The sequence below is a fragment of the Caulifigura coniformis genome (genome assembly GCF_007745175.1).
GTDB classification, from domain to species: Bacteria; Planctomycetota; Planctomycetia; order Planctomycetales; family Planctomycetaceae; genus Caulifigura; species Caulifigura coniformis.
Window position 1 is genome coordinate 1,936,285 of sequence record NZ_CP036271.1, and the last position, 23,797, is coordinate 1,960,081.

The window sequence follows — 23,797 nt, forward strand, 5'->3', positions numbered from 1 at the left end:
CGACCGTGACGCCTGTGACCCGTTCGCTCTTTGAGCCGCCAGAAGAACTCACCCCCCCGGCCGCGGAAGTCGATTCGCCGCTCGCGGAACGCCTCAGGCCCCGCACTCTCGAAGAGTTCGTCGGCCAGCGGCACCTCGTCGGCTCAGATCGCCTGATCGGCCGGCTGATGTCCGGGCATGGCAATCTTCCATCGCTCATCCTCTGGGGCGGACCCGGGTCAGGAAAGACGACGCTCGCCCGCATCCTCGCCAGTCGCCCCGGCATGAAGTTCCATGCCCTCTCCGCCGTGCTCAGCGGCGTGAAGGAACTGCGCGAGGCGATCGCCGTCGCCCGCAGCGACCGCAAGCGCGGCGCGAGAACGGTCCTCTTCATCGATGAAATCCACCGCTTCAACAAGTCGCAGCAGGACGCACTCCTCCCGGCCGTCGAGGATGGAACCGTCACCCTCATCGGCGCAACGACCGAGAATCCCTCGTTCGAGGTCAACGCGGCCCTCCTGTCGCGCGCCCGCGTTCTCGTCCTCGAACCTCTCTCCGAAACTGACGTTCTCATCGTGCTGCGCCGCGCGATGACGGACCAGGTGCGCGGGCTCGCCATGCTCCGCCCCTATCTCACCGATGAAACGCTGAGCCAGCTGGCTAAAGTCGCGGGAGGCGACGCCCGCGTCGCCCTCACGGCCCTCGAGACAGCCGTCCTCTCCGTCACTCCCGATGAGACGGGACTGCGGACCGTCACGTGGGAGAACGTCACGGAAGCCCTCGGCCGCTCTCGGTTCGCCTACGACAAGCACGGTGAAGACCACTACAACCTCGCCTCGGCCCTCATCAAATCGCTTCGCAACAGCGACGCCAATGCCGGCCTCTACTGGCTCGCCCGGCTGATCGAAGGCGGAGCCGATCCCATGTTCATCGCCCGCCGGCTCTGCATCCTGGCGTCGGAAGATGTCGGAATGGCCGATCCCCAGGCCATGGTCCAGGCATCCGCAGCCTCACAGATCGTCCACCTGATCGGCCTGCCCGAGGCGCTCTATCCGCTTTCGCAGACAGTCGTATATCTCGCACGCGCGCCGAAGTCGAACGCCATGAAAATGGGGTACATGGCCGCCGCAGCCGATGCCGCCGCCACCGCGCGGGAGGCCGTTCCCCTGCATCTTCGAAACGCCGTCACGCCGCTTTTGAAAGGCGTCGGCTACGGAGAGGGCTATCGGTACGTCCACAACGACCCGGCCGCGGCGAAGGAAATGGAATGCCTCCCGCCAGGCCTCGTCGGCCGCGATTACCTGCACGATTCCGAACCAACCGCTCCGCCGTTCTGATTAAAACGCCTCAGCCGACCCGCCGCCGCTTTTTTCGACCGCCGATGAAGCTGCTGACGACCATGTTTCCCATGTCCTGGGCGTTGCACGTCGCGGAGATGCCCCCCGTCACCTGGGCCATCTGCTCCACGAAGTTGACCAGGCTGTGGTAGAAATAGTCCTCCACCAGCGCGAAGCTCGCGATGTGAATTCCCATCTCCGCGCAATGCTTCGCCTCGCCGAGCGTCAGCCGGGCTGATTTCTCCGACGGCGGATACATCAGCACCAGGTCCCGGCCTTCCACGTGCGCCGTCGGCTCGCCGTCGGTGATCACGATGATCTGCTTGTTCGCGGCCGGCTGTCGCATCAGGATCCGTCGCGCGAACTGCAGGCCGGCATGAAGGTTCGTGAAGTGCTCCGGCACGAACGACGGCGGCTGGTCGAGGTTGATCCGCATCCGCACCCGCGAGTCGTAGATGCTCACTTCCTTCGGGGCACAGTTCAGGAGTTCCCGTTCACCCAGCGGCGACGCGTACGTGTAAAACCCGACCGTTTGCAGGAAGTCCCCCTGGTACTTCGCCCGGACGAGCGCCTGCAGCGCAAGGGCTGTCTGCTTGGCCGCTCCGAACTTTCCGTACCGGGTCATGCTCCCCGACATGTCCAGCAGTACCACCGTCGCGCACGACGTCTGGTACTCCATTTCGTGGACCACCAGGTCGTCGGCCGTGATCTTCACCGGCGTCCCGCCCCCCTGCCGCTGCACGGCGTTGCGCAGCGTCTCATGCAGATTCAGGTTGGAGACCGGGTCGCCGTATTCGTAGGGCTTGGAATCTTCGTGAACCGTCTGCCCCGCGCCGCGGAACTGCGTGTCGTGCCGCCCCATGGCGTCGCGGGCCCGCACGTCGAACAGGTTTTCGAGGGCCTTGTTCTCGATCCGCTTCATGCCCTTCGGGGTGACGCGGTACTTCCCTTCGCGGTCCTTTTCGATCAGCCCGCGTTTCACAAGCATGTCGACGACGTCGGGGTTCTCGTCTTCCCAGCGTTCGAAATTCTCCATTACCTCGTCGCCGAACTGCATCAGGTACTTCGAAAACTCGTCGAAGACCTTGTCGGCCGACTGGGGAGAGAACTCCTCGGAGCCATCAAACCGCGAATATTCGAACGTCGACATCACACGCTCCAGAGAACCTCTGCATTCTAGGCGGCAGCGGCCTTAGCGACGATGAAAAGGTTCACCACGGCAGGGCGAGTCACTTTTTCACAATTCGGTCGTCTGTTGTCACTGCAAGTCATGTTGCGGCAACGACGAACTGGCCCATTCTGAAAAAAGTGACCAGCCTTGCGCGGAGTTCGCAGGCTCGGGCGGGGACTGGGAAAACTGCGGAGGTATTTGATGCCGAGGGAGCGAGGAGGGCGCGTTGTGTGGGTGGTACTGTACTCCTCGCCCTATTTCCCGCTGAAGTTCAGCGGAGGGATCGGGAGAGCGTGCGTGATGCAGACATGGAGCAGGCCGGGTCGGGGGGTGTGTCGACAGGTTGATGGTGGTTGTGTTCATGGGATCCTCCATCATGACGGGGGCGGTTGCGCGGGTGGGCCCGGTACGCAGGAGTCGGGAGTCGGAAGTGCGTTGGCGAGTGGGGATTGGGGCGGGGCGAGTCACTTTTTCCCAGACGGTCGTCTCTCGTCTCCGCAAGTCATTTTGCGGCAACGACGCACGCCAACGGCGAATTGGCCCATCTTGAAAAAGTGACCTGCCCTGTTCACCACGGAGCCACAGAGACGGGGAGAAGCGGGAGATCGCAGCCTCCGGATACTGATCGCGGGCTCGAGGTTCTCTTCTTGAACGGGAGGAAGAGACCTTCAACCGGAGGGAAGAATCTGGAGCAGTGGCTGATGGAGACACGCCGCGACCTCCCTCTTCTCTGCGTCTCAGTGGTGAGTCTTCATTCGGCTCTCCAGTGAAACTGCTGGTCGCTCCCAACCCGTTTTGCGTCACTTGGCTTCATTTCCTAACATCCCGGGCTTCCCTCAGATTTAGGACGGAGACACCCCTTGGCTGACCGAAGGAACGGACGGGCTGGAGCGAGCGAACAGGCGGCCCCTGAACAGTTTGCGTACGCGCCACTGAGCGAGGAAACCCGCCGGCGCTACCTGAACTACGCCATGTCCGTGATTATGTCACGGGCCCTTCCCGACGCCCGCGACGGCCTCAAACCCGTCCAGCGCCGCATCCTCTACACCATGTTCAACGAGCTCGGCGTCACCTTCGACGCCAAGTTCGTCAAATGCGCCCGCATCATCGGCGACGTCGTCGGTAAGTATCACCCCCACGGCCAGTCCGCCGTCTACGAGGCCCTCGTCCGCCTCGCCCAGGATTTCACGCTCCGGGCCCCCCTCGTGTTCCCGCAGGGGAACTTCGGGTCGGTCATCGGACTCCCGGCCGCCGCCGAGCGATACACCGAAGCCAAGCTCAGCAAGATCGCCGAAGAACTCCTCAGCGAGCTGAAATACGACACGGTCGACACCCGGCCGACGTATGACGCCGAGCGGCAGGAACCGGTCGTCCTCCCGGCCCGCTTCCCCAACCTGCTCGTCAACGGCGCGTCGGGCATCGCCGTCGGCATGGCCACGAACATCCCGCCGCACAACCTCGGCGAAGTGCTCCGCGCCTGCGGAATGCTCATCGAGAACCCCGAGCTGAGCGTCCGCCAGATCATGCGGACGATCAAGGGCCCCGACTTCCCGCTCGGAGGCCGGGTCGTCACCAACGTCGACGAGCTCAAGAGCATCTACGAAGAGGGGCGCGGCTCCATCAAAGTCCGCGGCGAGTGGAAGTTCGATGTCGAGAAGAAGAAGGAAGTCCAGAACCGGATCATCATCCACTCGATTCCCTACGGAGTGGAAACCGGGCCGCTGATGGAGCAGCTCGGCGAAATCCGCGATTCGCGCCGCCTGCCGCAGCTGGTCGACGTCTCCGACCTGTCTGATGACAAGCACGGTCTGCGGATCATGCTGGAGATCAAGTCGGGCGCCGACGCCGAAGTCGTCATGGCCTACCTGTTCAAGCACACCTCGCTCGAACAGAACTTCGGCTACAACGCCACCGCCCTCGCCCCGGATGAGCACGGCGTCCTGACCCCCCGCCGCCTCGATCTCAAGCAACTGCTCCAGTGCTTTCTCGACTTCCGGTTCACGACCGTCCGCAAGCGGTTCGAGTTCCAGCTGCGGCAGCTCGAACGCCGCATCCACATCCTGGAAGGCTTCGAGATCATCTTCGACGGCCTCGACAAGGCCCTGAAGATCATCCGCTCCAGCGACGGACGGCAGGACGCGGCCGTGAAGCTCATGAAGGCGTTTCCGCTGCTCGATGAGGAGCAGACCTTCGCCGTCCTCGACATCGCCCTGTACCGTATTTCGCAGCTCGAAATCGGCCGCATTCGCGAAGAACTGGCGGAAAAGCGAAAAGAGGCCGAACGCATTCGCGGCATCCTGAAGTCCGACAAGAAGCTCTGGGGCGTCGTCCAGGAAGAACTCGAAGAGATCGGCAAGGCCTACCCCGGCGAACGTCGCACCAACTTCGGCACCTCGGATGAAGTCACCGAGTTCGACGCCTCCGCCTACATCGTCAAGGAGAACACGCAAGTTGTCGTCAGCACGGACGGCTGGGTCCGGCGGATCAACAAGATCTCGACCGTCGACAAGCTCCGCATGCGCGAAGGCGATTCCGTTCTGGCGATCGTCCCCTGCAGCACGCTCGATAATGTCGTCTTCTTCTCCAGCGATGGCATGGCTTACACCCTGACCGTCAACGAGATTCCCGCCTCCACCGGGTATGGCGAGCCTCTGGCGAAGTTCGTCCGCATGGGGGACGGCGCGCGAATCGTCACCGCCCTCTCAACCGATTCCCGCTTCACTCCGGCCGACAGGGAAGTGAAGGGACAGGCGACCCCCTCCCCGTTCCTGTTCGTGGCGACGGCCGCCGGCCAGGTCGCCCGCCTCTCGCTCAGCTGGTATCGCCAGGTCTCCACCAAGGCCGGCCGGAAATACTGCCGCCTCCGCGACAAGGATCGCGTCGTGCACGTCGAGATCATGGACGACAGCGATTCAGTCTTCCTCGCCACCCGCAAGGCCCGCCTGCTCCACTTCAAAGTCGACGACGTCCCGGTTCTCGGTGGGGCCGGCATGGGAGTCCGCGGGATCAAGCTCGAGTCGGACGACATCGTCCTCGGAGCCCAGCGGCTGACGCGCCCCAGCGACACCCTCAAGGCGATCAACGAGAACGACAAGGAACTCAGCTTCGGCCAGGGGAAGTACGAGATCACCAGCCGCGGCGGCCGCGGCGTGAAAACCAGCCACCGCACCGGGTTCAAATTCCTGGTGCGCGGCGAGTTCGCGCTGCCCGACTGGACCCAGCACGGCGGTACGAACTGACCCTCCAGTCGCCGCCAGTTCCACGCCAGATCCCCGTGCTCCGGCTCGGAAACTCCGCTGTCGCGAAGCGACGCTGCGCGTTCAGGATCTGCTTCACGGAAGATCGCACGCAACCTCGTCCGTACTGGTGGAGGGAGTATGGACACCATCACGGCACGATCGTCATCCAGCAAAGACCGGCAGCCCGCATTCCCGGGACAACCCGTCCGCGGAACCCGGCGAGTAACAGGCGGTCGCCTGCTGATCGTCCCACTGACCAGTCCCAGGGCCGACCCACGCGTTCCGGCACGCGATCGGCTGACGGAAACCGGCCTCTCGTTTGCACATCTGGAAAAGCGCGCCGGCCCTGCCTCTCGCGGATGGCCGTTTGACTCTCGGCCCACGTCGCCGTACCTTGGCCTGTTCGGAAAAGAACCGCGGGTTTGCCCGCGTTTCGGGGGATCTTGACCGCCATTTGAGAAGGCACCTTGATGCGCTCGCGTCGATTCGTGCTGAGTCTGTTCGGCGCCCTGTGCGCCGCTGTTTTGACCGGCTGTCCCAAGGAGTCCACCGCTCCCGGCGGCAGCGGATCGTCCGGCGGTTCATCCGCCTCGGGCGGCTCGAAACGCATCGTCATTCTCACCAACGGCGACGACCCGTTCTGGGACGCCTGCGAATCGGGCGCGAAGCAGGCCGAGAAAGACCTCGGCCTCGAAGGCAAAGGCTTCACCGTCGCCTTTGAACGGGCCGACTTCACCGACCAGGGCCAGATCGACAAACTCAAGCAGTACAACCTGCAGAGCGACATCGCCGCCGTCGGCATCTCGGTTTTCAACCCGGAAAGCCGGGCCATCGCCGAAGAACTCCGCCAGCTGCAGCAGAAGGGCGTGAAGGTCATCACGATCGACGGCGACATGAATCGCGAAAAGTTTCGCGATGCACGCTACGCCTATCTCGGAACGGACAACCTCGTCGCCGGCAAGGAACTGGGCCGTGCCGCGAAGGCCATCGCCGGCGGAACTCCGCTCAACCACGTCTTTTTTGTCGGCAGCACGACCGCCGCCAACGCGGTCGCCCGCATGGACGGTTTCAACGCAGGTGTGGAAGCGGCCTCGAAAGAACTCGAACGCCTCGAAGACGGCGGCGACCGTCCGAAGGCCCGCTCCAATGTGGAAAGCGCTCTCGATCGCCACAAGGACATCTCCGCCCTCGTCGGCATCTGGGCCTACAACACGCCGCAGATTTCCCGCGTCGTCGCCGACCGGAAGATCCGCGACAAGACGAAGGTCTTCTGCTTCGACGCCGCCGAAGAAAGCATTCGCGGCATGCAGGACGGCAATGTCGACGTGATGCTCGTCCAGAACCCGTTCCAGATGGGGGCCGACGGCGTGAAGCTGATGCTGGCCCTGATCGAGAACAACGACGCCACGATCAAGGAGATGTATCCCACCTACGCCCAGACGGACGAGAACGACATGTTCAAGACCGAGCTGCGGATCGTCGTTCCGGACAACCAAAGCACGGTGACTTCGGAAATCCTCGAGAAGTCGACCCGGCTCATGAAGCTCTCCGAGTTCAAGAAGTGGCTCGAAGAACGCAAGCTCGTTTCCTCGTAGTCTGCTGCAATTGCTTCCAGCGACCGGGGGGCGTCAGCCCCCCGTGTTTGTCTTGAGACCCTGCCACGTCCGACATTCCGGCCTCTCTGAATGAACACCCTGGAGACATCATCCCCCGGCTGGCTTGGAGGCTTCCTGAGAAGGAATCGCAACGAGATCGGGCTGGTGATCGCGACGATCGCCGTGCTCGCCGTCACGCTCTTCTTCAACAAGTCCTACATTGAGAACCCGGGCGACAATACGCAGAAAATCCTGCGCACCACCGCCCTGCTCGGAATCTTCGCCTTCGGCGCCGCCACCGTCATCATCTCCGGCGGAATCGATCTCTCCGCCGGCTCGGTGATCGCCTTCAGCGGCATGCTCTTCGCCGGCATCATCGTGCTGCTGGCCCCCAAGTCCGAGCGCGGACTCCCTGTCACCACCGATATCGAAACGTGGATCGTCCTCGTCGCCATCGGAGGTACGTTGATTTCCGCGCTGTTGATCGGAACGTTCCATACGTGGCTGATCACGATCGTCGGCCTCCCCCCCTTCGTCGCCACGCTGGCGTCGCTCGTCGGACTCCGCAGCCTCGCAAAGGTCCTCGTCCAGAACATCACGGCCACGTCCCACGGCCAGGCCAAGTCCACGATCACCCTGGATAACGAGTGGCTGCTGTCGGTCGGCCAGCGCGAGGGCTGGTGGTCGCCCGTCCTGATCTGGGCCATCCTCGCCGTCGTCCTCTGGCTGCTGCTCGGTCGCACTGTCGTCGGCCGCCATCTGTACGCCATGGGAGGCAACGAACAGGCAGCCCGCCTCAGCGGCATCCGCACCGATCACCTGAAGTGGCTCGCCTACTGCATCAGCGCCGTCACGGCCGCCATCGCCGGCATCCTCTACACGTGCTACATCGGCACGGCCGACCCCAGCCGCGACGGCATGGGCTACGAGCTCAACGCCATCGCCGCATCGGTTGTTGGCGGCTGCTCCCTCGCGGGAGGCATCGGCTCGATCAGCGGCGTCATGCTCGGTGCGCTGTTCCTCCGGGTCGTCATCGACTCCGTCGAGAAATCGTTCAAGACCCGTCCCGATCTCTTTGAAGGCCAGGTCGTCGGGGCGCTGGTCGTCCTCGCCGTCGCGTTCAACGAACTTCGCAAAACCGGCGGCTTCCGCAGGCAGTTCTTCCCGGGACTGATCGGCTGGATCAGCGTGGCCATCCTCGCGATTCTCGCCGGCCTCATCACGGGGGCAACCACCACCGAGAACAAGCTCAACAGCGCCCTGGTCGTCGGCGCCGCCGTCGCGGTGGCGCTCGGCATCAAGGCAGCGATGGAACGCGTGGCCGCGAAGAAACGCTGATGATCGCCCCTGCCCCGATTATCGACATTCGGGTGGATGGCACGCCCTGACGACAGGAAGGGCGTGGCAAACGTTGCCAAGCCCCGCCTCGCGGTCCACGATCTTTATTTCGCAGCACAATGAAGTTCGCCACGCCCTTGGCAGGGCGTGCCACCCTCTAAGCCAGCACATCCCGATGATCGACGCCGCTCCCATCATCGACATTCGCAACGTCGCCAAACGCTTTGGCGGCGTGGTCGCCCTCAGCAACGTCTCGTTCGACGTGCGCCCCGGCGAGTTCCACGCCATCTGCGGAGAGAACGGGGCCGGCAAGAGCACCCTGATGAAGATCCTTTCCGGGGTCTACACCAGCTATGAAGGCGAGATCCGGCTGCGCGGCGAACTCGCCGCATTCCAGGGGACCCGCGACGCCGAGTCGGCCGGCATCAGCATCATCCACCAGGAACTGAACCTCGTGGAACAACTCTCGGCCGCTGCCAACATCTTCCTCGGACGCGAACTCCGGGGACGCTTCGGACTGCTCGACGACCGGGCCATGGAGAAAGCCGCCGCCGGCCTCTTCCAGCAACTCGACTGCAAAATTGATCCGCGGGCCCGCATCTCCGAGCTGCGCATCGGCGACCAGCAGCTCGTCGAGATCGCCAAGGCCATCGCACTGAAGACCGACGTCCTGATCATGGACGAGCCGACGTCCGCCCTCACCGAAACCGAAGTCGAGCGTCTCTTCGGAGTCATCGAACGGCTTCGCCGGCAGGGTGTCACGATTCTCTACATCTCGCACAAGATGGACGAGGTCTTCCGTCTGTCCGACCGCATCACAGTCCTCCGCGACGGCAAGGTCGTCAAAACGCTCGACCGCGCTGCAACGAACCCCCACGAGATCGCCCACCTGATGGTCGGCCGCGAGATCGAGTCGGTGAATCTCGGGGACGGCCGGACTCCCGGCGAAGTGGTGCTCGGGGTCGAGAACCTTTCACTCGCCTGGCCCGGCCATGCCCGCAAATGGCGACTGAAAGACATTGCGTTTGAGCTGCGTCGCGGCGAAGTGCTGGGTTTTGCCGGATTGATGGGGGCAGGCCGCACGGAGCTGATGGAATGCCTGTTCGGCGCCCAGTCCGATCCGATGCAGGGATCGATCCGGCTGGAAGGCCGCGAGGTCCGCTTCGGACATCCCTCGGAGGCCAAGGCCGCCGGCGTCGCCATGGTGACCGAAGATCGCAAGCGTTTCGGGCTCTTCGCACAGATGGTCGTCCGCGAGAACATCACGGTCTGCACGCTTGAGGAATCGACGAAGGCCGGCCTCATCAGCACCAGCGCGGAGCGTGAAAAGACCCGCGAATCCATCCGGCAGCTCGGCGTCAAAACGAACGGGCCCGAGGCGCCGATCACCAGCCTGTCCGGGGGCAACCAGCAGAAGTGCATCATCGCCCGCTGGCTGCGGACGAACCCCAAAGTCCTGCTCCTCGACGACCCGACACGCGGCATCGACGTCGGCGCCAAGGCCGAACTCTACAAGCTCATTGATGGCCTCTGCCGTGAAGGCCTCGGCATCATCGTGACGTCCAGCGAGCTTCCCGAACTGATCACACTTTGCGACCGCGTTCTCGTGCTCTGCGAAGGCCGCCTCACCGGCGAATTGAAACGCGGCGAGGTGACCGAAGAACGACTCATGGAACTGGCGACGAGCATCTCCCCCAAAGAATCGTAAGGGGGGAACAAGAGCCGCCGCGATCAGCTGAAGTCTTCTTCGTCTTTCTGCACGGCCTTTTTCGGATAGCCCATCCACTGCAGCGACTTGGCACACTTGTTCTCCGTGCCCGCTTCCAGCGCCTTCAGGACGTCCTGCACCGTGCGGTTCATCGGGAGCTCGCGCTCGAGCTTCTTCACGACCTCAGGCGGAACGTTGATCGCCCCCTGCCCGGGGCCCCCTTCGACGAACGATCGCTTCTGGTCGAACACGGCCCAGAAGACCGCCCGCTTGTGAAGCTTCGCCCCGTCGCGGGCCTTGTCCGCATCCCCGCCTTTCGCCCGCTGGCCGGCCACCGTGTAAAGGTCCGACCGCTCGAAGATGACGGCGAGAACGTTCCAGTCTTTGCGGCTGAACCAACCCATGAACTGACCTCGAAAGTGCTGTCGTGAATCGTCGCTTGTGGATTCGCAGAATTCAGTGCGTACGGGCGCGAAGCACCGCTTCCGCCAGAACGCGTTCGACGAGCACGCCCGTCACATGCCGCCGGAATTCCTGCGTCCCCCGCATGTCGGTGATCGGAGAGATGATCCCGACGACCGCGGCGGCCGCGTCTCTGTAGGCCGCTTCATCCGCCGGGCGGCCGACGAGCAGGCGGCCTGCTTCCTCGGCGAAAAGCGGAGTCGGAGCAACGGCGCCGACGCCGATGCGTGCGGCGGTGATCTGTGATTTCGAGTCGTCCAGCATCACGCAGGCGCCGACGCCGACCACCGCGATATCCATCTCGTTTCGCGGGATGAACCGCCGATAGTGCGATCCCGAATTCGCCGCGACAGGCATCCGGAACTCGACCACGATCTCGCCTCCCTGCAGCACGTTCTTCCCCGGCCCGGTGCAGAACTGCTCGATCGGCACTTCACGCCGGGCCCCGCCGGGGCCAGCGATCACGACAACGGCCGACAGCGCAATCAACGACGGGATCGAATCCGCGGCCGGGCCGGACGTGCAGACATTGCCGCCGATGCTGGCACGGCTCTGGATCTGCATGCCGCCGATGATGTGTGCGGAATCGGAGAGCGCAGAGTACGACTTCCTGATCCGCTCATCGCCATAGAGCCTGTAGCAGGGAACAGCTGCTCCCAGTCGCAGTCCGGCGTCCGTGATCTCCAGGTGATTCAGCTCGGGAAGCTTCTTGACGTCGATGATCAGGTCGGGCGCCAGGCGGCCTGTCCGCACGTGATCGATCAGGTCGGTTCCCCCGGCCATGGGGCGGACAGCCTGTCCGGACGACATCAGCTCCAGCGCCTGGGTGAGCGTGGTCGGCGATTCGTACTCGAAGTCTCTCATGGAGTCAGATCCGGCGCTCGCATGCGGTGCAGGGGACGCCGACCGGGGTGACGGCCGACGATGCGAAGGTATCCGCGCCGCCCCCATGCCGCCAGTTTGTGAGCGGTCATTGTTCCCCGGTGTTCGTCGGGATGTAGCGGTTCATCATCCCGGCGTAGTCCTCACGGACCGGACTGAAGACATCAAGCACCAGCACCGGCCCTTCAATGGCGACCGCCCGATGCGGGACATTGCCCGGAATCAGGAACATGGCCCCCGGCCCGACAATTCGCGTCTCGTCGCCGATCGAGAGCTGCAGCTTTCCCCGGATCAGCATCCCACCTTGCTCGTGCGGATGGTGATGCCACGGAATCTCCGCCCCGGTTTCCATTTCGAGATGCGAAAGCATCAGGTTCTTGCCGTGAGGCGTACGCAACCGGCAGCCGGGCAGCGGCTCCAGAGCAGGAATGGAGTCGAGGTCGATGAAACCCATGAGAGATCCTCCAGTGCCGTGCGGCTTGTCCGCCCGCATTGTCAGGAATGCATTGTCTGCGTGCGAGCGAGCACCGGCTCTGTACGCCGCCCGCACGCGGGCAGAATCTCCAGGTCGACGACCAGCGGCAGATGATCGGAAGCGACCCGCGTGAGGCGCGTTCGCGGCACGTCGGTTTCAATCACCCGAAATCCATCGCCGGCAAAGATGTGGTCGATGCGGCGAAGGGGAAATCCGGATGGCCACGTGGCGAGTCCCCGTTGCCGGTCCGCAAGCTGCACATCTCGGAGCGTCTGTCCGAGGCCGCGACAGATCGACGAGCCGGGTGGGGAATTGAGGTCACCGCAGAGAATCGTTCGGGCATGGGCCACTCCCAGGCAGGGCCAGTCGGCCCCCAGCAGCGTGGCCAGCTGCTGAAGTCGGTCGGCCTCGGTCAGCCCCAGGTGAGTGGAGATCACTTCAATCGGCTCGTCACCGATGGTCACGGTCGCCCACACCGCACCGCGCGGCTCGGAGCGGCCGCGTCCCGGAGAAAGCAATGCCGCCCGCTTCAGCGTCATGGGCCACCGGCTCAGGATCGCGTTGCCGTAGCGTTCGCCCGTCACGTCGATCGCCGCGCCGAAATGCATCTTCATCTCGAGCAGGTCGGCGATGATCTGTGCCTGGTCGACCGATCGACTCCGCAATCGGCCGACATCCAGTTCCTGGAGCGCGATGACGTCGGCGTCCAGACTCAGGAGCACGCGCGCGATACGGGCCGGTGAAAGCCGACCGTCCAGCCCGATGCAGCCATGCACGTTGTAAGTCGCCACGCGGAGGAATGTCCGGTCGGATGAAGGCGCGGCGGCCCCGCGCTTCGGACGCTCGAGCCACTCCAGCGCCATGTCCCGGAGGACTTTTGGACGCAGTTCGCCGCGAATCGTGCAGGCGGTCTCCGGAGGCAGGATGGCAAAGCCACTTGTTTCATTGGGGCCAGGTCCGCCATGCGCTCCGAGTTCATCAACGAAGGAAATCGAAGTCTCTCCCCGACGCCACCCGGCGATGATCAGGTCGCCTGCGTCGGGATGCGAACACAGCCGCGAGAAGTCTCTGGCGACCGAGTCCAGGTGCGGATGGTCCACGCCGAACACTTCCGCCGCCTGTTCCGGGAGCTGGAACAGGCCTGCCGACGTCCGGAGATGAACTGTCTCCCCGTCACGGTACATCACCATCGGAATCCGCGCGTCGACCACCAGGCGCCGGGCCACATCTTCGCGGAGGGAGTTCGCCATGGGGCCCGGCCAGTAGATCGATCCCTGCGGACCAATCGCGACGGTCAATGGCGCCATGGATGCCGCGTCACCCGTCCCTTTCGCTTCAGACTCGTCGGCCTCCAGTGGCGGAACGCACTCGGCCGGCAGTAAGTCGCGACAGGCTTCGCACACCGCCTCGTTGATCGACCGCCCTGCGAACACGGAATACGGGATCGTCGCTTCCTGCCCGTGATCGGCGATGATCCACACCTGGTAATTCCGCCGCGGCGACGCGTGGGCCGCATGCCAGATCCTCTGAATGCTGCGGTCGATGTCGCGCAGCATGCGGTGCGGGATGTCGGCATCCGGACCGCAGTGATGTGCGACGTCGTCATATCCCAGGAAGTTGCCATGCACGCGCTCGACGCCGCGGATCGCATCGGACTCAATGGCCGTCGCCGTCACTTCACGAAGCACGACGCTCGCCACCAGATGCCGAGGAATGAACTTGAGCTCAGCCACCCAGTTTCTGACCCGGGATCGACGCCGGACGAGCCGCCAGGTCGACAGGACCGTCTCGCGAATGATTGCGGCGAACATCCTCACCATGGCGGGAAGGTGCAGGAAAACCAGCAGGCCTTTCGTCCAGACTCCGGCCTCATCGAGCCGTTTCCAGCGCGTGCGTCCGGGGCAGAACTGGGCGTCATCCGCTCCTCCGGAGTAGATGTCGCAATAGGCGGCCCCTCCCCCGAGAAGCCCCGGCGATTGCGCGGCGAGTTCCTTTTCAATGGGCTCGGCGATCTCGGTCGCGAGCATCTCGACCACCTTGCCGCTGCGATGGTCCCGGAAGCTGAACGCGGGGACGATCTGCTCGACGCCGTAGAACAGTTCCCCCAGCACGGCGGGCGTCGTGGCGGGCTGCCCGGAATACTGCGTCTCGATGCGATGGCGGTCGCGATGAACGAGCGATGCGATGAACGGGATGCGACCACGCTGGATCGCCTCCTCCAGCCGGGAGCGCGACAGCCCGTCAATCTGCAGGATGATCAGGCCCGGATCGTCCGAGGGAGGATGGACAGGCTCCAGCCCCAGCAGCCGCACGATGATCTCTCGCCGGCTGAACCATCGCCGCACGAGACGTCCCAGGGCCACGAAATGCCGGAAAACCGGAACTCGCGACGGGGCAGCATGATGCCGAAGGTCGGCGTTGGAAACGGGCTGTGCAGACATAATCCAGCGGGCTTGTGAACAATTCGGCTCACCGATTGTCGCAGCACGCGCTATGCCGACCAGCCCCGATTCTCTCTCATCGCTCTCCGCGTGATGCTCAGGCAACTCCGCACTGAACACCGCCACCCGCCACCGCGCGTTCGAGCCTTCCCGCTTCGCGGGTTTACAGCCCGAACGACCGTTTCAGCACCTCGGAGTTGACCTCCCCGAAGCGGAAGACACTTCCGGTCTCGAGGTTGTGAAACACGATCTCCGCGGGGCTGAACAGGAGCGGGTCGATCTTGTAGAAGTCGTGCCCCGATTCCTTGAAGATGTCGACAAACGGCTTGCCATAAGCGCTCGACGACGACGACGGCACATTCGGGCCGATCATCCGCAGCTCCTCGTCTTCCGCTTCGACCCACAACGTCACCCGGCCGCCGTACAGGATCGCATCATTCGTCCGGCCGATCGCCGCGAGATCATCGGCAGCAACCGGGCTGATCGGGGCGGTTCCAAAAGCGCTCACAACCTGCGTGGTGTCGAAGCCGAGTTCGTGCAGCTTGTGCAGCGCCGTTTCGACACTGCGGGCGACGACCTGCATGTTCCCCGCAATGCTCGACGTCGGAGCCGCGAGCAGCGCGACCCGCTCCGGTTCCACCTTGCACTTCTCGGCGATCAGTTTGACCACCTTCAGATCGGGCAGGCGACCCGTTTCCAGGACGCCAATGACGGCCGTGGCGTCTTCGCGATAATCGAGCTGGCTGAAAATGGCTTCGTCGGCATACGCCGCCCGCATCGGCCCCGACCCCATCCCGAAGAACTTGCCGACATTCACCTTCCAGCCCGCATACTGGCTAAGCAGACACGCTTCCGTTGGATTGTCGGTCGAAACGTTCAGGTGCGGCCACGTGCAGCCGGCCACTTCACCGTTCGAGATCTGGATCTCTCCCAGGCCCGCCATGCAGATTTCCGCCAGTGCCAGGCCGGCCGCCAGGCTTCCGGTCGTCTCGACACCGAAATCCAGGATGCAGCCGGCTCCCTGGACGTCCACCGCCTCCACCCGCAGTTCATCCACCGCGGCCAGCGCCTGGTTCACCAGGCTGAACGCGGCGTCGTTCAGCAGCGACGGATTCTCCTCGGCGCCTTCTTCGAAGTCGTCCTCGGGCAGTTCAAAGTCTTCAGACATCAGGTTTCAGGATTCCGGATCCAGGAAGTCAGGAGAAAAAGTTAAGGTCAGCCGCGGCTCAGAACACAGCGGAAGCCGATGGCGTCATTGCGTGCGGAAGGTCCAATGGCTCGGCGACTCGAACTGCGGAGCCAGGTGGAGTCGTCTTTCCACGACCCGCCACGCATGACGCGACGGGACGCCGGCTTGTCGTTCGATTCGGCCGTGTCACGCCAGGGAGTTCCGTCTGTCGGAGCTCCGGAAGAGTCGGCGTGCCAGTCGTCGCTGCAGTATTCCCACAGGTAGCCGTGGACGTCGTAAAGCCCCCAGGGATTCGGCTTCAGCACTCCCACCGCCGGATCGTTTCCCGCCGCGTTGCCTGTATGCCAGGCGTATTGGTCAAGGAGGGTCGCCTTCGGCGCCACATCCCCCGTCGCCTGCGCCTCGTCGCCGAAGCTGTAGGTCGTCGTTGTTCCGGCCCGGCAGCAGTATTCCCATTCGCTCTCCGACGGCAGCCGGATCACGTCATCGTTTCCGATCAGCTTGACCGCCCGCAGTCGTGCCGTCGCCTTCTCACAGAAATCGTTCGCCTCTTCCCAGCTCATCGATTCGACGGAATTGCGCGGCCCCTTCCAGCGGCTCGGATTCGAGCCCATCACCGCTTCATAGAGATTCTGCGGGACCTCGTACTTCGCGATGGAGAACGAGTAGGCGAAGGTCACTTCGCGGGCGGGTTGCTCTCCCCCCTGCTGGAACGATTTCGGAAACCGCCCGACGCCCGGAGTGATCTCCACGAATTCGTCGACGAACGTCTTGAGCAGTTTCAGGTGCGCAGGCGATTCCGCGCCACAGGCCGTCGCCCCAGCCATCAGCGTCAGCACGGCAGCGGAGAACAGCATTCGGAAAAGGGATCGCATGGTCGGCGGAATCCTTGCCAGCTCCTGTGCAGGGCATGCCAGCCATGAACGCTCAATCACGAAGTCGAGCATGCACCCCGTTGACGTTCGCCTGGCCACCAGGAGTCGTCTCAGGTCGGAACACCGGGAACAGTCAGCGACTGCCCATTGTGGCGACTCGTCAGCGACATGAGAAACGGGCCGGCCGCCCGGCTCCATTTTTCGGGCGAAGGATAGTGGCCCGCCCCCGCTCCAAACGCGCTGCGGAGCATGTCCGTGTCGATGATTCCGGGATTCAGGGCGACTGCCGCCAGCCCCTTGGGAAGATCCTGGGCGAGCGATCTGGTCATCCCCTCGATGGCCCACTTGCTCGCGCAGTATGGGGCGACGTCCGGAGACGTTGATCGACCCCATCCACTCGAAAGATTCACGATGATCCCGGACTTTCGGGCAATCATCGCCGGCGCAAACGCCCGGACGACGTGAAACACCCCGTGGACGTTCACCTCGACCACGCGGGCGAAATCCTCGACATCGACCTCCCACAAAGGAGCGTTCGCGTTGATGACTCCCGCGTTGTTGATCAGGAGGTCAGGAACCCCCACGGCCGCCGTCACCTCACTCGCCCAGTTCGCCACCGCCGCGGCGTCCCTTGTATCGACCGCGTCCATGCGGTGCGGCGCGCCGAGTTCCGAAGCCGCTTCACTCACCCGTTCATGATTCGTCCCACATCCTGCGATGGTCCAGCCCGCTTCCGCAAATCGGTCGCAGAGGGCCCTCCCCAGGCCACGGGTGGCTCCCGTAATCACGACAACCTTGCTCATGAATGACTCCGAACGCGACTTGCTCCCTGCCCCCATCCTCACAGCCACATCTGGTCAGGCGGGCGTTCCCTCCACGAGTCGCAGAATCATCGGGTCGATCAGGCTCGTCGCGACCCCCTTGGCCTCGTGGAACGTGAAGTGAGCGCTATGTTCGTGCGGGACGGAGATGATGTGTGCGCCGGCCGCCGCGCCCGCTTTCGTCCCCATCTCGCTGTCTTCCAGAACGAGCATCTCGGCCGGCTGCACTCCCAGCCGCTGGGCCGCCGTCAGGTAGATCTCCGGATGCGGTTTCCCATGCGTGACGTCTTCCGCCGTCAGCAGCGCGTCGAACCGGTTCAGAAGATCGAGACGTCCCAGCAGGTTCTCGAGGTAAGAACGCTCGGAGGACGTCGCGACCGCCTTTGGCAGGCCGCGGCGTTCGATCGCCGCCAGAAGCTCGAACAGCCCGGGCATCGGCTGCAGGATGTCATCGAGCATCGCATAGAAGATCTCCATCGACTCCGTCTGGAGCTGCTCGACCGTGTCATCGAGCCTCATCACCTCGATCAGGAAGGCCAGCGCTTCGTGCGACCGCCGGCCCATCATGCCGCGAAAGACTGCCGGCGTCGGCTCCTTGCCGCGCCGCCGCAACAGCTCGGTGCCGCTGAGCTGGAAGACTTCTTCAGTATTCACCATCAGGCCGTCGAAATCGAAGACGACCGCGCGGATCCTGGGACTGGGCTTTTCGACGTCGGGTGGGCTCATGCGGGGAGCATAGGACGCCGGTCGAAAAAGTCATTCATGGCTGCGCTCCGCAGGCCACTATTTTTCCTGCAGCGCCTTGTCGGCTTCCGTCAGCGCCTGCGCCTTTTCGGCAGCCGTCAGTTCGCGAATCCGGATGTTTTTCAGAGCGGCGACAGTCTGGTACGTCGCGAATCCGAACGGGCGGTTCGCTTCGACCTCGAGACGCACGTCGACTTTCCGGTCGCGATGGTCGAATCCCGCCAGGAACTTGTCATCGACCCAGGCGTCGACTCGCTGCCCCGTCACCCGCATCCGCACCTTGTACCACTTCCCGTTCTCCACCGGCAGGTAGCCCGTGGTTTCGTTCTCCGAGGCATCCGAGCCGTCGATCGACGAAAAGCCGGTCAGCCCCCCACCCCAGCCGCCGATGATCAGCGTGCAGGGTGATTCCTGGATCGGGAACGTCAGACCGACGAAGAAATCGCTCCCATCGACCCGCTGCGCCTCGAAGGTCATTTCGTAATCGACCTTGGGAAGCTCCTTCCCCTTCCACACGATCCCCGACATCTTCCCTTCGCCCCGCTGGATCAGCAGCGAGCCGTTTTTGACTTCGATCGGGCCGGGCTTGTAGTGGTCTGCCTGCTTCCATCCCCCCAGCGTCTTGCCGTCGAACAGCGATTCGCCCGTTTCGGCCGGTTTGGGCGCCGGAGCGGCTTTCTCCTCGGCCGGGAGGTCGACAGCAGCGGCCAGACAGCAGATGATTGCGACGCTGACGGAAAAGCGGGTCATCCCACACCTGTGTTTGACGGGTCATCCGGTATCGCGGCGGAAAAACACCTCCGCCCCTCGCAGGCCAGTCTACCGCGAGGCCTGCCATCCTGCCCCTGTGATCGCCGGGACGCGCAGATTCCGCCAGCGTGAACCCGTGCTGGACGGCCAGCACCGGCGACCTGAAACATTCCTCTTGATTCCTCTTGGGACGATCGCAGTCCTCGCCTAGATTCCGGCCCCACTGCCGCCACTGCGCCCGATTGACCTTCGTATGATTCGTTCGATCCGTTCCCACGCCCTCTCCCTCCCGAGCGCCTGGCAGCCCGAGAAGGCCAATCAGTGGACTCACGCCCTTGGGCTGATGCTCAGCCTGGTTGCGGGCGTCGTCATGATCGGAACTGTCTGGGCCACGCCCGATGCCGGTCGTCTCTGGGGATGCTCGATCTACGTCATCGCGATGATCGCCCTTTACGCCGCGTCGACGCTGTCACACAGCTTCGCCGTCGGACCGTACCGGGAGTTCTACAGGATGCTGGACCAGGTCTGCATTTTTGTCTTCATGGCAGCCTGCTTCACCCCCTTCGCCCTCACCCATCTCCGAAGCGTCTATGGCTATGGCGTCCTCATCGCGATGTGGGGCCTCGCCATCACCGGCGTCGTGATCCGCATGCGCAGCCGGTCGCAGACGTTCCCGATCGCCCTCTTCCTGCCGCTCGGCTGGCTCCCTGCGCTCACCATCACCCGCATTTATGAAGTCGGAAGCTGGCATGGACTGATCCTCGTCCTCGCCGGCGCCGCGGCCTATACCGGCGGCTTCTGGTTCCTCGCGAACGACCACCGCCGCAGCTGGTATCACCCGGCCTGGCATCTCAGCACCGTGGCGGGAACCGGCTTTCATTACCTCTTCCTGCTGGAGTTTGTCGCCCGGCACCAGGACCTGGCGGCTACGCTGGCGAACCGCTGAAAGCGTTTGCAGCGAGTCACTTAGGGGCGGACCTTCCAACCCGGAAAGGTCAGTGACGTCGACCCGCCCCTGTTCCGGAAAGCGTTCTCAAACTCTGCTTTCCGTCGAAGGCCGATGGCCGTCCGAACCGCGACCGCTCTTCGCGTGAATTTCACGCATCGCATCTGAAGTCTTCACACATCGTCCCGAGAATCCCGCCCCAACGCCGAACAGGCTGGGGGCCATCTCCAGATAGGCGAGCGGGTTTTTCTTTTCTCGAGGACTCTCAAAATGCCAGGTTGTGTTCCTGTGCCAATGCGGATCGTGCGCCGTGCTTTCACTCTGATTGAATTGCTTGTCGTCATCGCCATCATCGCAATCCTGATCGCACTCCTGCTGCCGGCTGTCCAGCAGGCCCGCGAGGCCGCTCGCCGCACGCAGTGCAAAAACAACATGAAGCAGATGGGCCTGGCGATCCACAATTACGAATCGACCTACAGCCGCGTCCCCAGTTCGGGCGAGTTCTCCGACTACAGGAACTTCACCCGCTCGTTCTTCCCGGTGTCCACATTCACCGCGATGCTCCCCTACATCGACCAGGCCCCGGTCGCCAACCAGTGGGACATGAACCTTCCCTATAACGCCGATCCTGCGTCCTACCCGAATTCGAAGAACCACCTGATGGCCCAGACGCACCTCGAGGTGTATCTCTGCCCCAGCAATGGAAACTTCACGAAGAGCGGCGGACAGGCTCCGACCGGAAGCGCGGGAACCCAGTCGGGCGGCAACTACGGCCAGACCGACTACATGCCCGTCGTCTATGTCGACCTCTCCCCCACGACCGGACTCCGGAACCCGATGACGTCCACGGTTCGCGGCGACGATAAGCCGGGAATGCTTGGCGGCTCCGGCGATGCGGGCTTCCGCGACGCGACGGACGGACTCAGCAACAGCATCTGCATCATCGAAGACGCCGGTCGTCCCGCAAACCTCACCGGCAAGTACCTGCCGCCGGCAGGATTCAACCTGATCGACAACTGCGGAACCGGCCTTCGCTGCCCGAACCGCTGGGCCGACGGCGACACCGGAAACGGCGTCTCTGGACCGCCCAACCTCGGCAGCGGCGAAACGAAAATCCTGAACAACAACTCCAATCCCAAGGGCGGACCTCCGACCTGCCTGTGGACCACCAACAACTGCGGACCGAACGATGAGCCGTTCAGCTCGCATACCGGCGGCGTTCACGCCACCCTCGGCGACGGTTCCGTCCGCTTCCTCTCGGAAAACCTCGACCGCAACATCGTCCGCCAGCTCTGCGACCGGGCCGACGGACAGCCGATCGGCGAGTTCTGACACGCTCGAGTTCGGATCGAAGCAGATTTACGAAGGCCCTGCCGTGCTCCCCCGCCCGGCAGGGCCTTTCGCGTTGAATTACCCAGCTTCACGCTGCAGTCGACCACCAGCAGTTTTCGCCACTGGAAAGCTTCTCCGGCCATGCCGTTCGTGAGGGATCACAGCGAAAAGCCCGCACCACTCGCCACCGCGATTGTCGTTCCGATTGCGGCTGACGGCCCCGCCTGCCGAAGCAATGAAGCGGACGCTCGTCTTTGTCACTCGGCAAAGGCCAGCGCCTGCCAGGAATCCGGGGAGGAATCTCCCGCGGGGTCCGGGGCGAGGAAGCCTTCGGTCGGTTCCGACCGAAGCACCCATCGTCCGCAGTCGTGTCTTTCACGACATTTCGTCGACATTCAGACCAGTCGCCAGGGACGGCGCTCTTCCTCCACGAAGGGACGTCCAGGGCGGCGTACGGGAACGCCGTGGCGAAACCCTCCGCCTCCGCTGCATCCGACAGACCGACGACCAATGGTCGTGCGGCCGGATGGATGGTCTATTCGACGGCCGCCCTCGTCGCACTTGCCTGGGTCGCCGCCTGGCAGCTCCTCTCCATCGACGCCATCCGCCAGCGGCTGGGAGATCTCCAGCTGTATGCCGCCGCCAAGCCCATGGCGGCCGCCGGAATCCTCGCCGGCATCGCGACTGCCGTTCACCTCGCCGCCGTCCCGGTCGCTTCCCTGCTCACCGTTCTCGCCGGCGTCGTCTTCGGGCGCTGGATGGGAATGGGAATCATGGCTCTGGCGGCCACCATCGGCTGCTCGCTGTCCATGCTCCTCAGCCGGCGGCTCATCGGTCCGCCGTTCGCCATCCACCTTCCTGAGAAAACCGAAGCGCTCAATCGACGCCTCGAGAAGCACGGTCCCTACGACCTTTTCGCCCTCAGGATGACCCCCTTCATCCCGTCGGCCGTCGTCAACGTGTTGATGGGCGTCTCGACCATGCCGCTCGTCACCCACGCCTGGGTGACGCTCGTCGGCTCCCTTCCCGGCATTTTCCTTCTGGCGAGCGCCGGTGATGCAGCGGGAACCGTCGAGTCTCCCGGCGAACTCCTCTCCCCCTTCACCGCCGCGCTGCTGACGATCCTCGGCGTCCTCCCCGTCATCGTGCGGATGTCGATCGGTGTCCCCCGTCGTCGGCTGATCATCTCCGGCTGCATCTTCGCGACGGTCGTCCTCGGAGCCATCGTCGCCCGGGTGGTCATTCGCTACCGGGCAGCCGATTCCATGACGATCGCCGTCCAGGAACTCACAAACGCCGACTATCCCGAAGACCCGTCGTCACGCAGCATTCATCACGGCAAGTACCAGGGGCGCGCCCTCACTCTCGTCAAACGCGACGACACCCATTTCGATTTCGCCTTCGAGCCGCGTCATTCCCACATTGCCCGAATTGTCTTCAAGAACGTCGATTGCAGCCTGCTGACTCCCAACCTTCCGGAATGGGTCAAAGGGAAGTCGGCCCTGGAGCGGATCGCCCTGGCCAGCCGGCAGTTCGCCCGCCAGCAGGTGCGGTTTGGCGGCTCGACGTCTCCCTATCTCGAAGTCACCGGCGGTGACGGATTCGAAAAGCAACTCCTCTACTCCGCCGAACTCGTCAAGAACTCGCTCCATGCCGGTCTCTGGGAAGTCATGCTCTACACCCACGAACGGGGTGAAAAGACGCTCTACTACCAGGGCTGGTTCAGCTTCCCGCTCGGACATTACAAACGCCTGTTCGAGCACAACACCGGCCTGTCGTACTGGAAGCACTTCTACTATCTCGAGCACCAGTCCGTCGCCGACGGCCAGCAGGTCAAGCTCGAAGACCTCAGGACCGTGTCGCGCGAAGCGGAATCCCGCTGCGTACACGACTCGAATGAGCTCGTCTTCGCCGCTGGAGAGCAGGCCCGACGTCGACGCCTGACGATGGGCGAAAACGTACGGTTCTGGAAAGACTACACCGAGTCGACGGATGTCCGTTTCGCCGCGTTCGTCGCTCCGGGACGCTACCGGGCCGATCGACTCCAGGGTCATCAGCTGAACCGCATCGAGAAGTTCGAAAAGGCCCTGACCCGCCAGATCGTCAGCTGCGCCGACCGCGAACCGCGATCCGAAATCGAACTGGTCTTCGCAAACTCCAGGAACGGCAAGAAGTGTCGCCTGATCGTCAGCGGCTTCCAGTGGGATCTCCTCCCCGCCGCCCCGATCGAGGAATACCCGCGCGGCCGGTATATGCCGATGGGCCTCGCCGTCCCGCCGATCTTCCAGGACTACCCCGAGCTCGCCCGGTCGGCGCCCAATCGATCCCCCTACTTCGCAATGTTCGTCGATGAAGAAGGCCGCTTCCTCGATCCCCACTCGATGGGCATCGAAGGACCGATCGTCCACCGCGACGTCAAATACCCCAACTGGGTCCACCTCTACCTGATGTCCTACGAGCGGCATGCCCTCGTCGGCCACTGGATCATCGAGCGGACGTAACCGGCCGGAGTC

The 23,797-nt window shown here is 63.7% G+C and carries 18 protein-coding genes; 8 read left to right on the forward strand and 10 right to left on the reverse strand.

Going from position 1 to position 23,797, the window contains the following annotated elements:
• The first annotated feature begins 5 nt into the window (after positions 1 to 5).
• Positions 6 to 1,316, forward strand: coding sequence for a replication-associated recombination protein A (locus tag Pan44_RS07655; RefSeq protein WP_145028835.1), 1,311 nt, complete (start codon positions 6 to 8; stop codon positions 1,314 to 1,316).
• Positions 1,317 to 1,326: 10 nt separating this feature from the next.
• Here the strand turns inward: Pan44_RS07655 and Pan44_RS07660 are convergent, their stop codons facing one another.
• Positions 1,327 to 2,466, reverse strand: a complete 1,140-nt coding sequence (locus tag Pan44_RS07660) for a VWA domain-containing protein (protein WP_145028837.1) — start codon at positions 2,464 to 2,466, stop codon at positions 1,327 to 1,329.
• Between the two features lie 881 nt (positions 2,467 to 3,347).
• Between Pan44_RS07660 and Pan44_RS07665 the strand changes: the two genes are divergently transcribed.
• From Pan44_RS07665 to Pan44_RS07680, 4 genes are all read left to right on the forward strand, one after another.
• Positions 3,348 to 5,726: a DNA gyrase/topoisomerase IV subunit A gene (locus Pan44_RS07665; RefSeq protein WP_231754248.1), complete on the forward strand. Its 2,379-nt coding sequence runs from the start codon at positions 3,348 to 3,350 to the stop codon at positions 5,724 to 5,726.
• A gap of 470 nt (positions 5,727 to 6,196) precedes the next feature.
• Positions 6,197 to 7,321, forward strand: coding sequence for a substrate-binding domain-containing protein (locus Pan44_RS07670; RefSeq protein WP_145028839.1), 1,125 nt, complete (start codon positions 6,197 to 6,199; stop codon positions 7,319 to 7,321).
• Between the two features lie 90 nt (positions 7,322 to 7,411).
• The gene (locus Pan44_RS07675; protein WP_145028842.1) at positions 7,412 to 8,659 is read left to right on the forward strand and encodes an ABC transporter permease; all 1,248 of its coding nucleotides are present in this window, start codon (positions 7,412 to 7,414) and stop codon (positions 8,657 to 8,659) included.
• 175 nt (positions 8,660 to 8,834) lie between these two features.
• On the forward strand, positions 8,835 to 10,367 hold the full coding sequence (locus Pan44_RS07680) for a sugar ABC transporter ATP-binding protein (RefSeq protein ID WP_145028844.1): 1,533 nt from the start codon (positions 8,835 to 8,837) through the stop codon (positions 10,365 to 10,367).
• 23 nt (positions 10,368 to 10,390) lie between these two features.
• Here the strand turns inward: Pan44_RS07680 and Pan44_RS07685 are convergent, their stop codons facing one another.
• The 9 genes from Pan44_RS07685 to Pan44_RS07725 form a co-directional block, all read right to left on the reverse strand.
• A complete protein-coding gene (locus tag Pan44_RS07685; RefSeq protein WP_145028846.1) occupies positions 10,391 to 10,771 on the reverse strand; it encodes a hypothetical protein in 381 nt (126 codons plus the stop codon).
• Positions 10,772 to 10,823: 52 nt separating this feature from the next.
• Entirely contained in the window at positions 10,824 to 11,693 is an 870-nt protein-coding gene (locus tag Pan44_RS07690; RefSeq protein WP_145028848.1) for an FAD binding domain-containing protein, read from the reverse strand.
• A 106-nt stretch (positions 11,694 to 11,799) separates the two neighbouring features.
• Positions 11,800 to 12,165 (reverse strand): cupin domain-containing protein, encoded by a 366-nt coding sequence (locus Pan44_RS07695; RefSeq protein WP_145028850.1) that lies wholly within the window; start codon positions 12,163 to 12,165, stop codon positions 11,800 to 11,802.
• 41 nt (positions 12,166 to 12,206) lie between these two features.
• On the reverse strand, positions 12,207 to 14,627 hold the full coding sequence (locus Pan44_RS27275; RefSeq protein WP_197453925.1) for an endonuclease/exonuclease/phosphatase family protein: 2,421 nt from the start codon (positions 14,625 to 14,627) through the stop codon (positions 12,207 to 12,209).
• 163 nt (positions 14,628 to 14,790) lie between these two features.
• Entirely contained in the window at positions 14,791 to 15,795 is a 1,005-nt protein-coding gene (gene mch / locus Pan44_RS07705) for a methenyltetrahydromethanopterin cyclohydrolase (protein WP_145028852.1), read from the reverse strand.
• A gap of 47 nt (positions 15,796 to 15,842) precedes the next feature.
• Positions 15,843 to 16,691 carry a formylglycine-generating enzyme family protein gene (locus Pan44_RS07710; protein WP_231754249.1) on the reverse strand — a complete coding sequence of 283 codons (849 nt, stop codon included), beginning with the start codon at positions 16,689 to 16,691 and terminating at the stop codon, positions 15,843 to 15,845.
• A gap of 110 nt (positions 16,692 to 16,801) precedes the next feature.
• Positions 16,802 to 17,494 carry an SDR family oxidoreductase gene (locus Pan44_RS07715; RefSeq protein ID WP_145028856.1) on the reverse strand — a complete coding sequence of 231 codons (693 nt, stop codon included), beginning with the start codon at positions 17,492 to 17,494 and terminating at the stop codon, positions 16,802 to 16,804.
• A gap of 54 nt (positions 17,495 to 17,548) precedes the next feature.
• Complete coding sequence (locus Pan44_RS07720; RefSeq protein WP_145028858.1) at positions 17,549 to 18,238, reverse strand: HAD family hydrolase; 690 nt, start codon at positions 18,236 to 18,238, stop codon at positions 17,549 to 17,551.
• A 57-nt stretch (positions 18,239 to 18,295) separates the two neighbouring features.
• Positions 18,296 to 19,006, reverse strand: coding sequence for a 3-keto-disaccharide hydrolase (locus tag Pan44_RS07725; RefSeq protein ID WP_145028860.1), 711 nt, complete (start codon positions 19,004 to 19,006; stop codon positions 18,296 to 18,298).
• A 253-nt stretch (positions 19,007 to 19,259) separates the two neighbouring features.
• Here Pan44_RS07725 and trhA point away from each other — a divergent pair, with 253 nt between their 5' ends.
• The 3 genes from trhA (at position 19,260) to Pan44_RS07740 (ending at position 23,785) form a co-directional block, all read left to right on the forward strand.
• On the forward strand, positions 19,260 to 19,952 hold the full coding sequence (gene trhA, locus Pan44_RS07730) for a PAQR family membrane homeostasis protein TrhA (protein WP_145028862.1): 693 nt from the start codon (positions 19,260 to 19,262) through the stop codon (positions 19,950 to 19,952).
• Between the two features lie 303 nt (positions 19,953 to 20,255).
• On the forward strand, positions 20,256 to 21,284 hold the full coding sequence (locus Pan44_RS07735; protein WP_231754250.1) for a DUF1559 domain-containing protein: 1,029 nt from the start codon (positions 20,256 to 20,258) through the stop codon (positions 21,282 to 21,284).
• A 464-nt stretch (positions 21,285 to 21,748) separates the two neighbouring features.
• Positions 21,749 to 23,785 (forward strand): TVP38/TMEM64 family protein, encoded by a 2,037-nt coding sequence (locus Pan44_RS07740; protein WP_145028866.1) that lies wholly within the window; start codon positions 21,749 to 21,751, stop codon positions 23,783 to 23,785.
• The last annotated feature ends 12 nt before the right edge of the window (positions 23,786 to 23,797 follow it).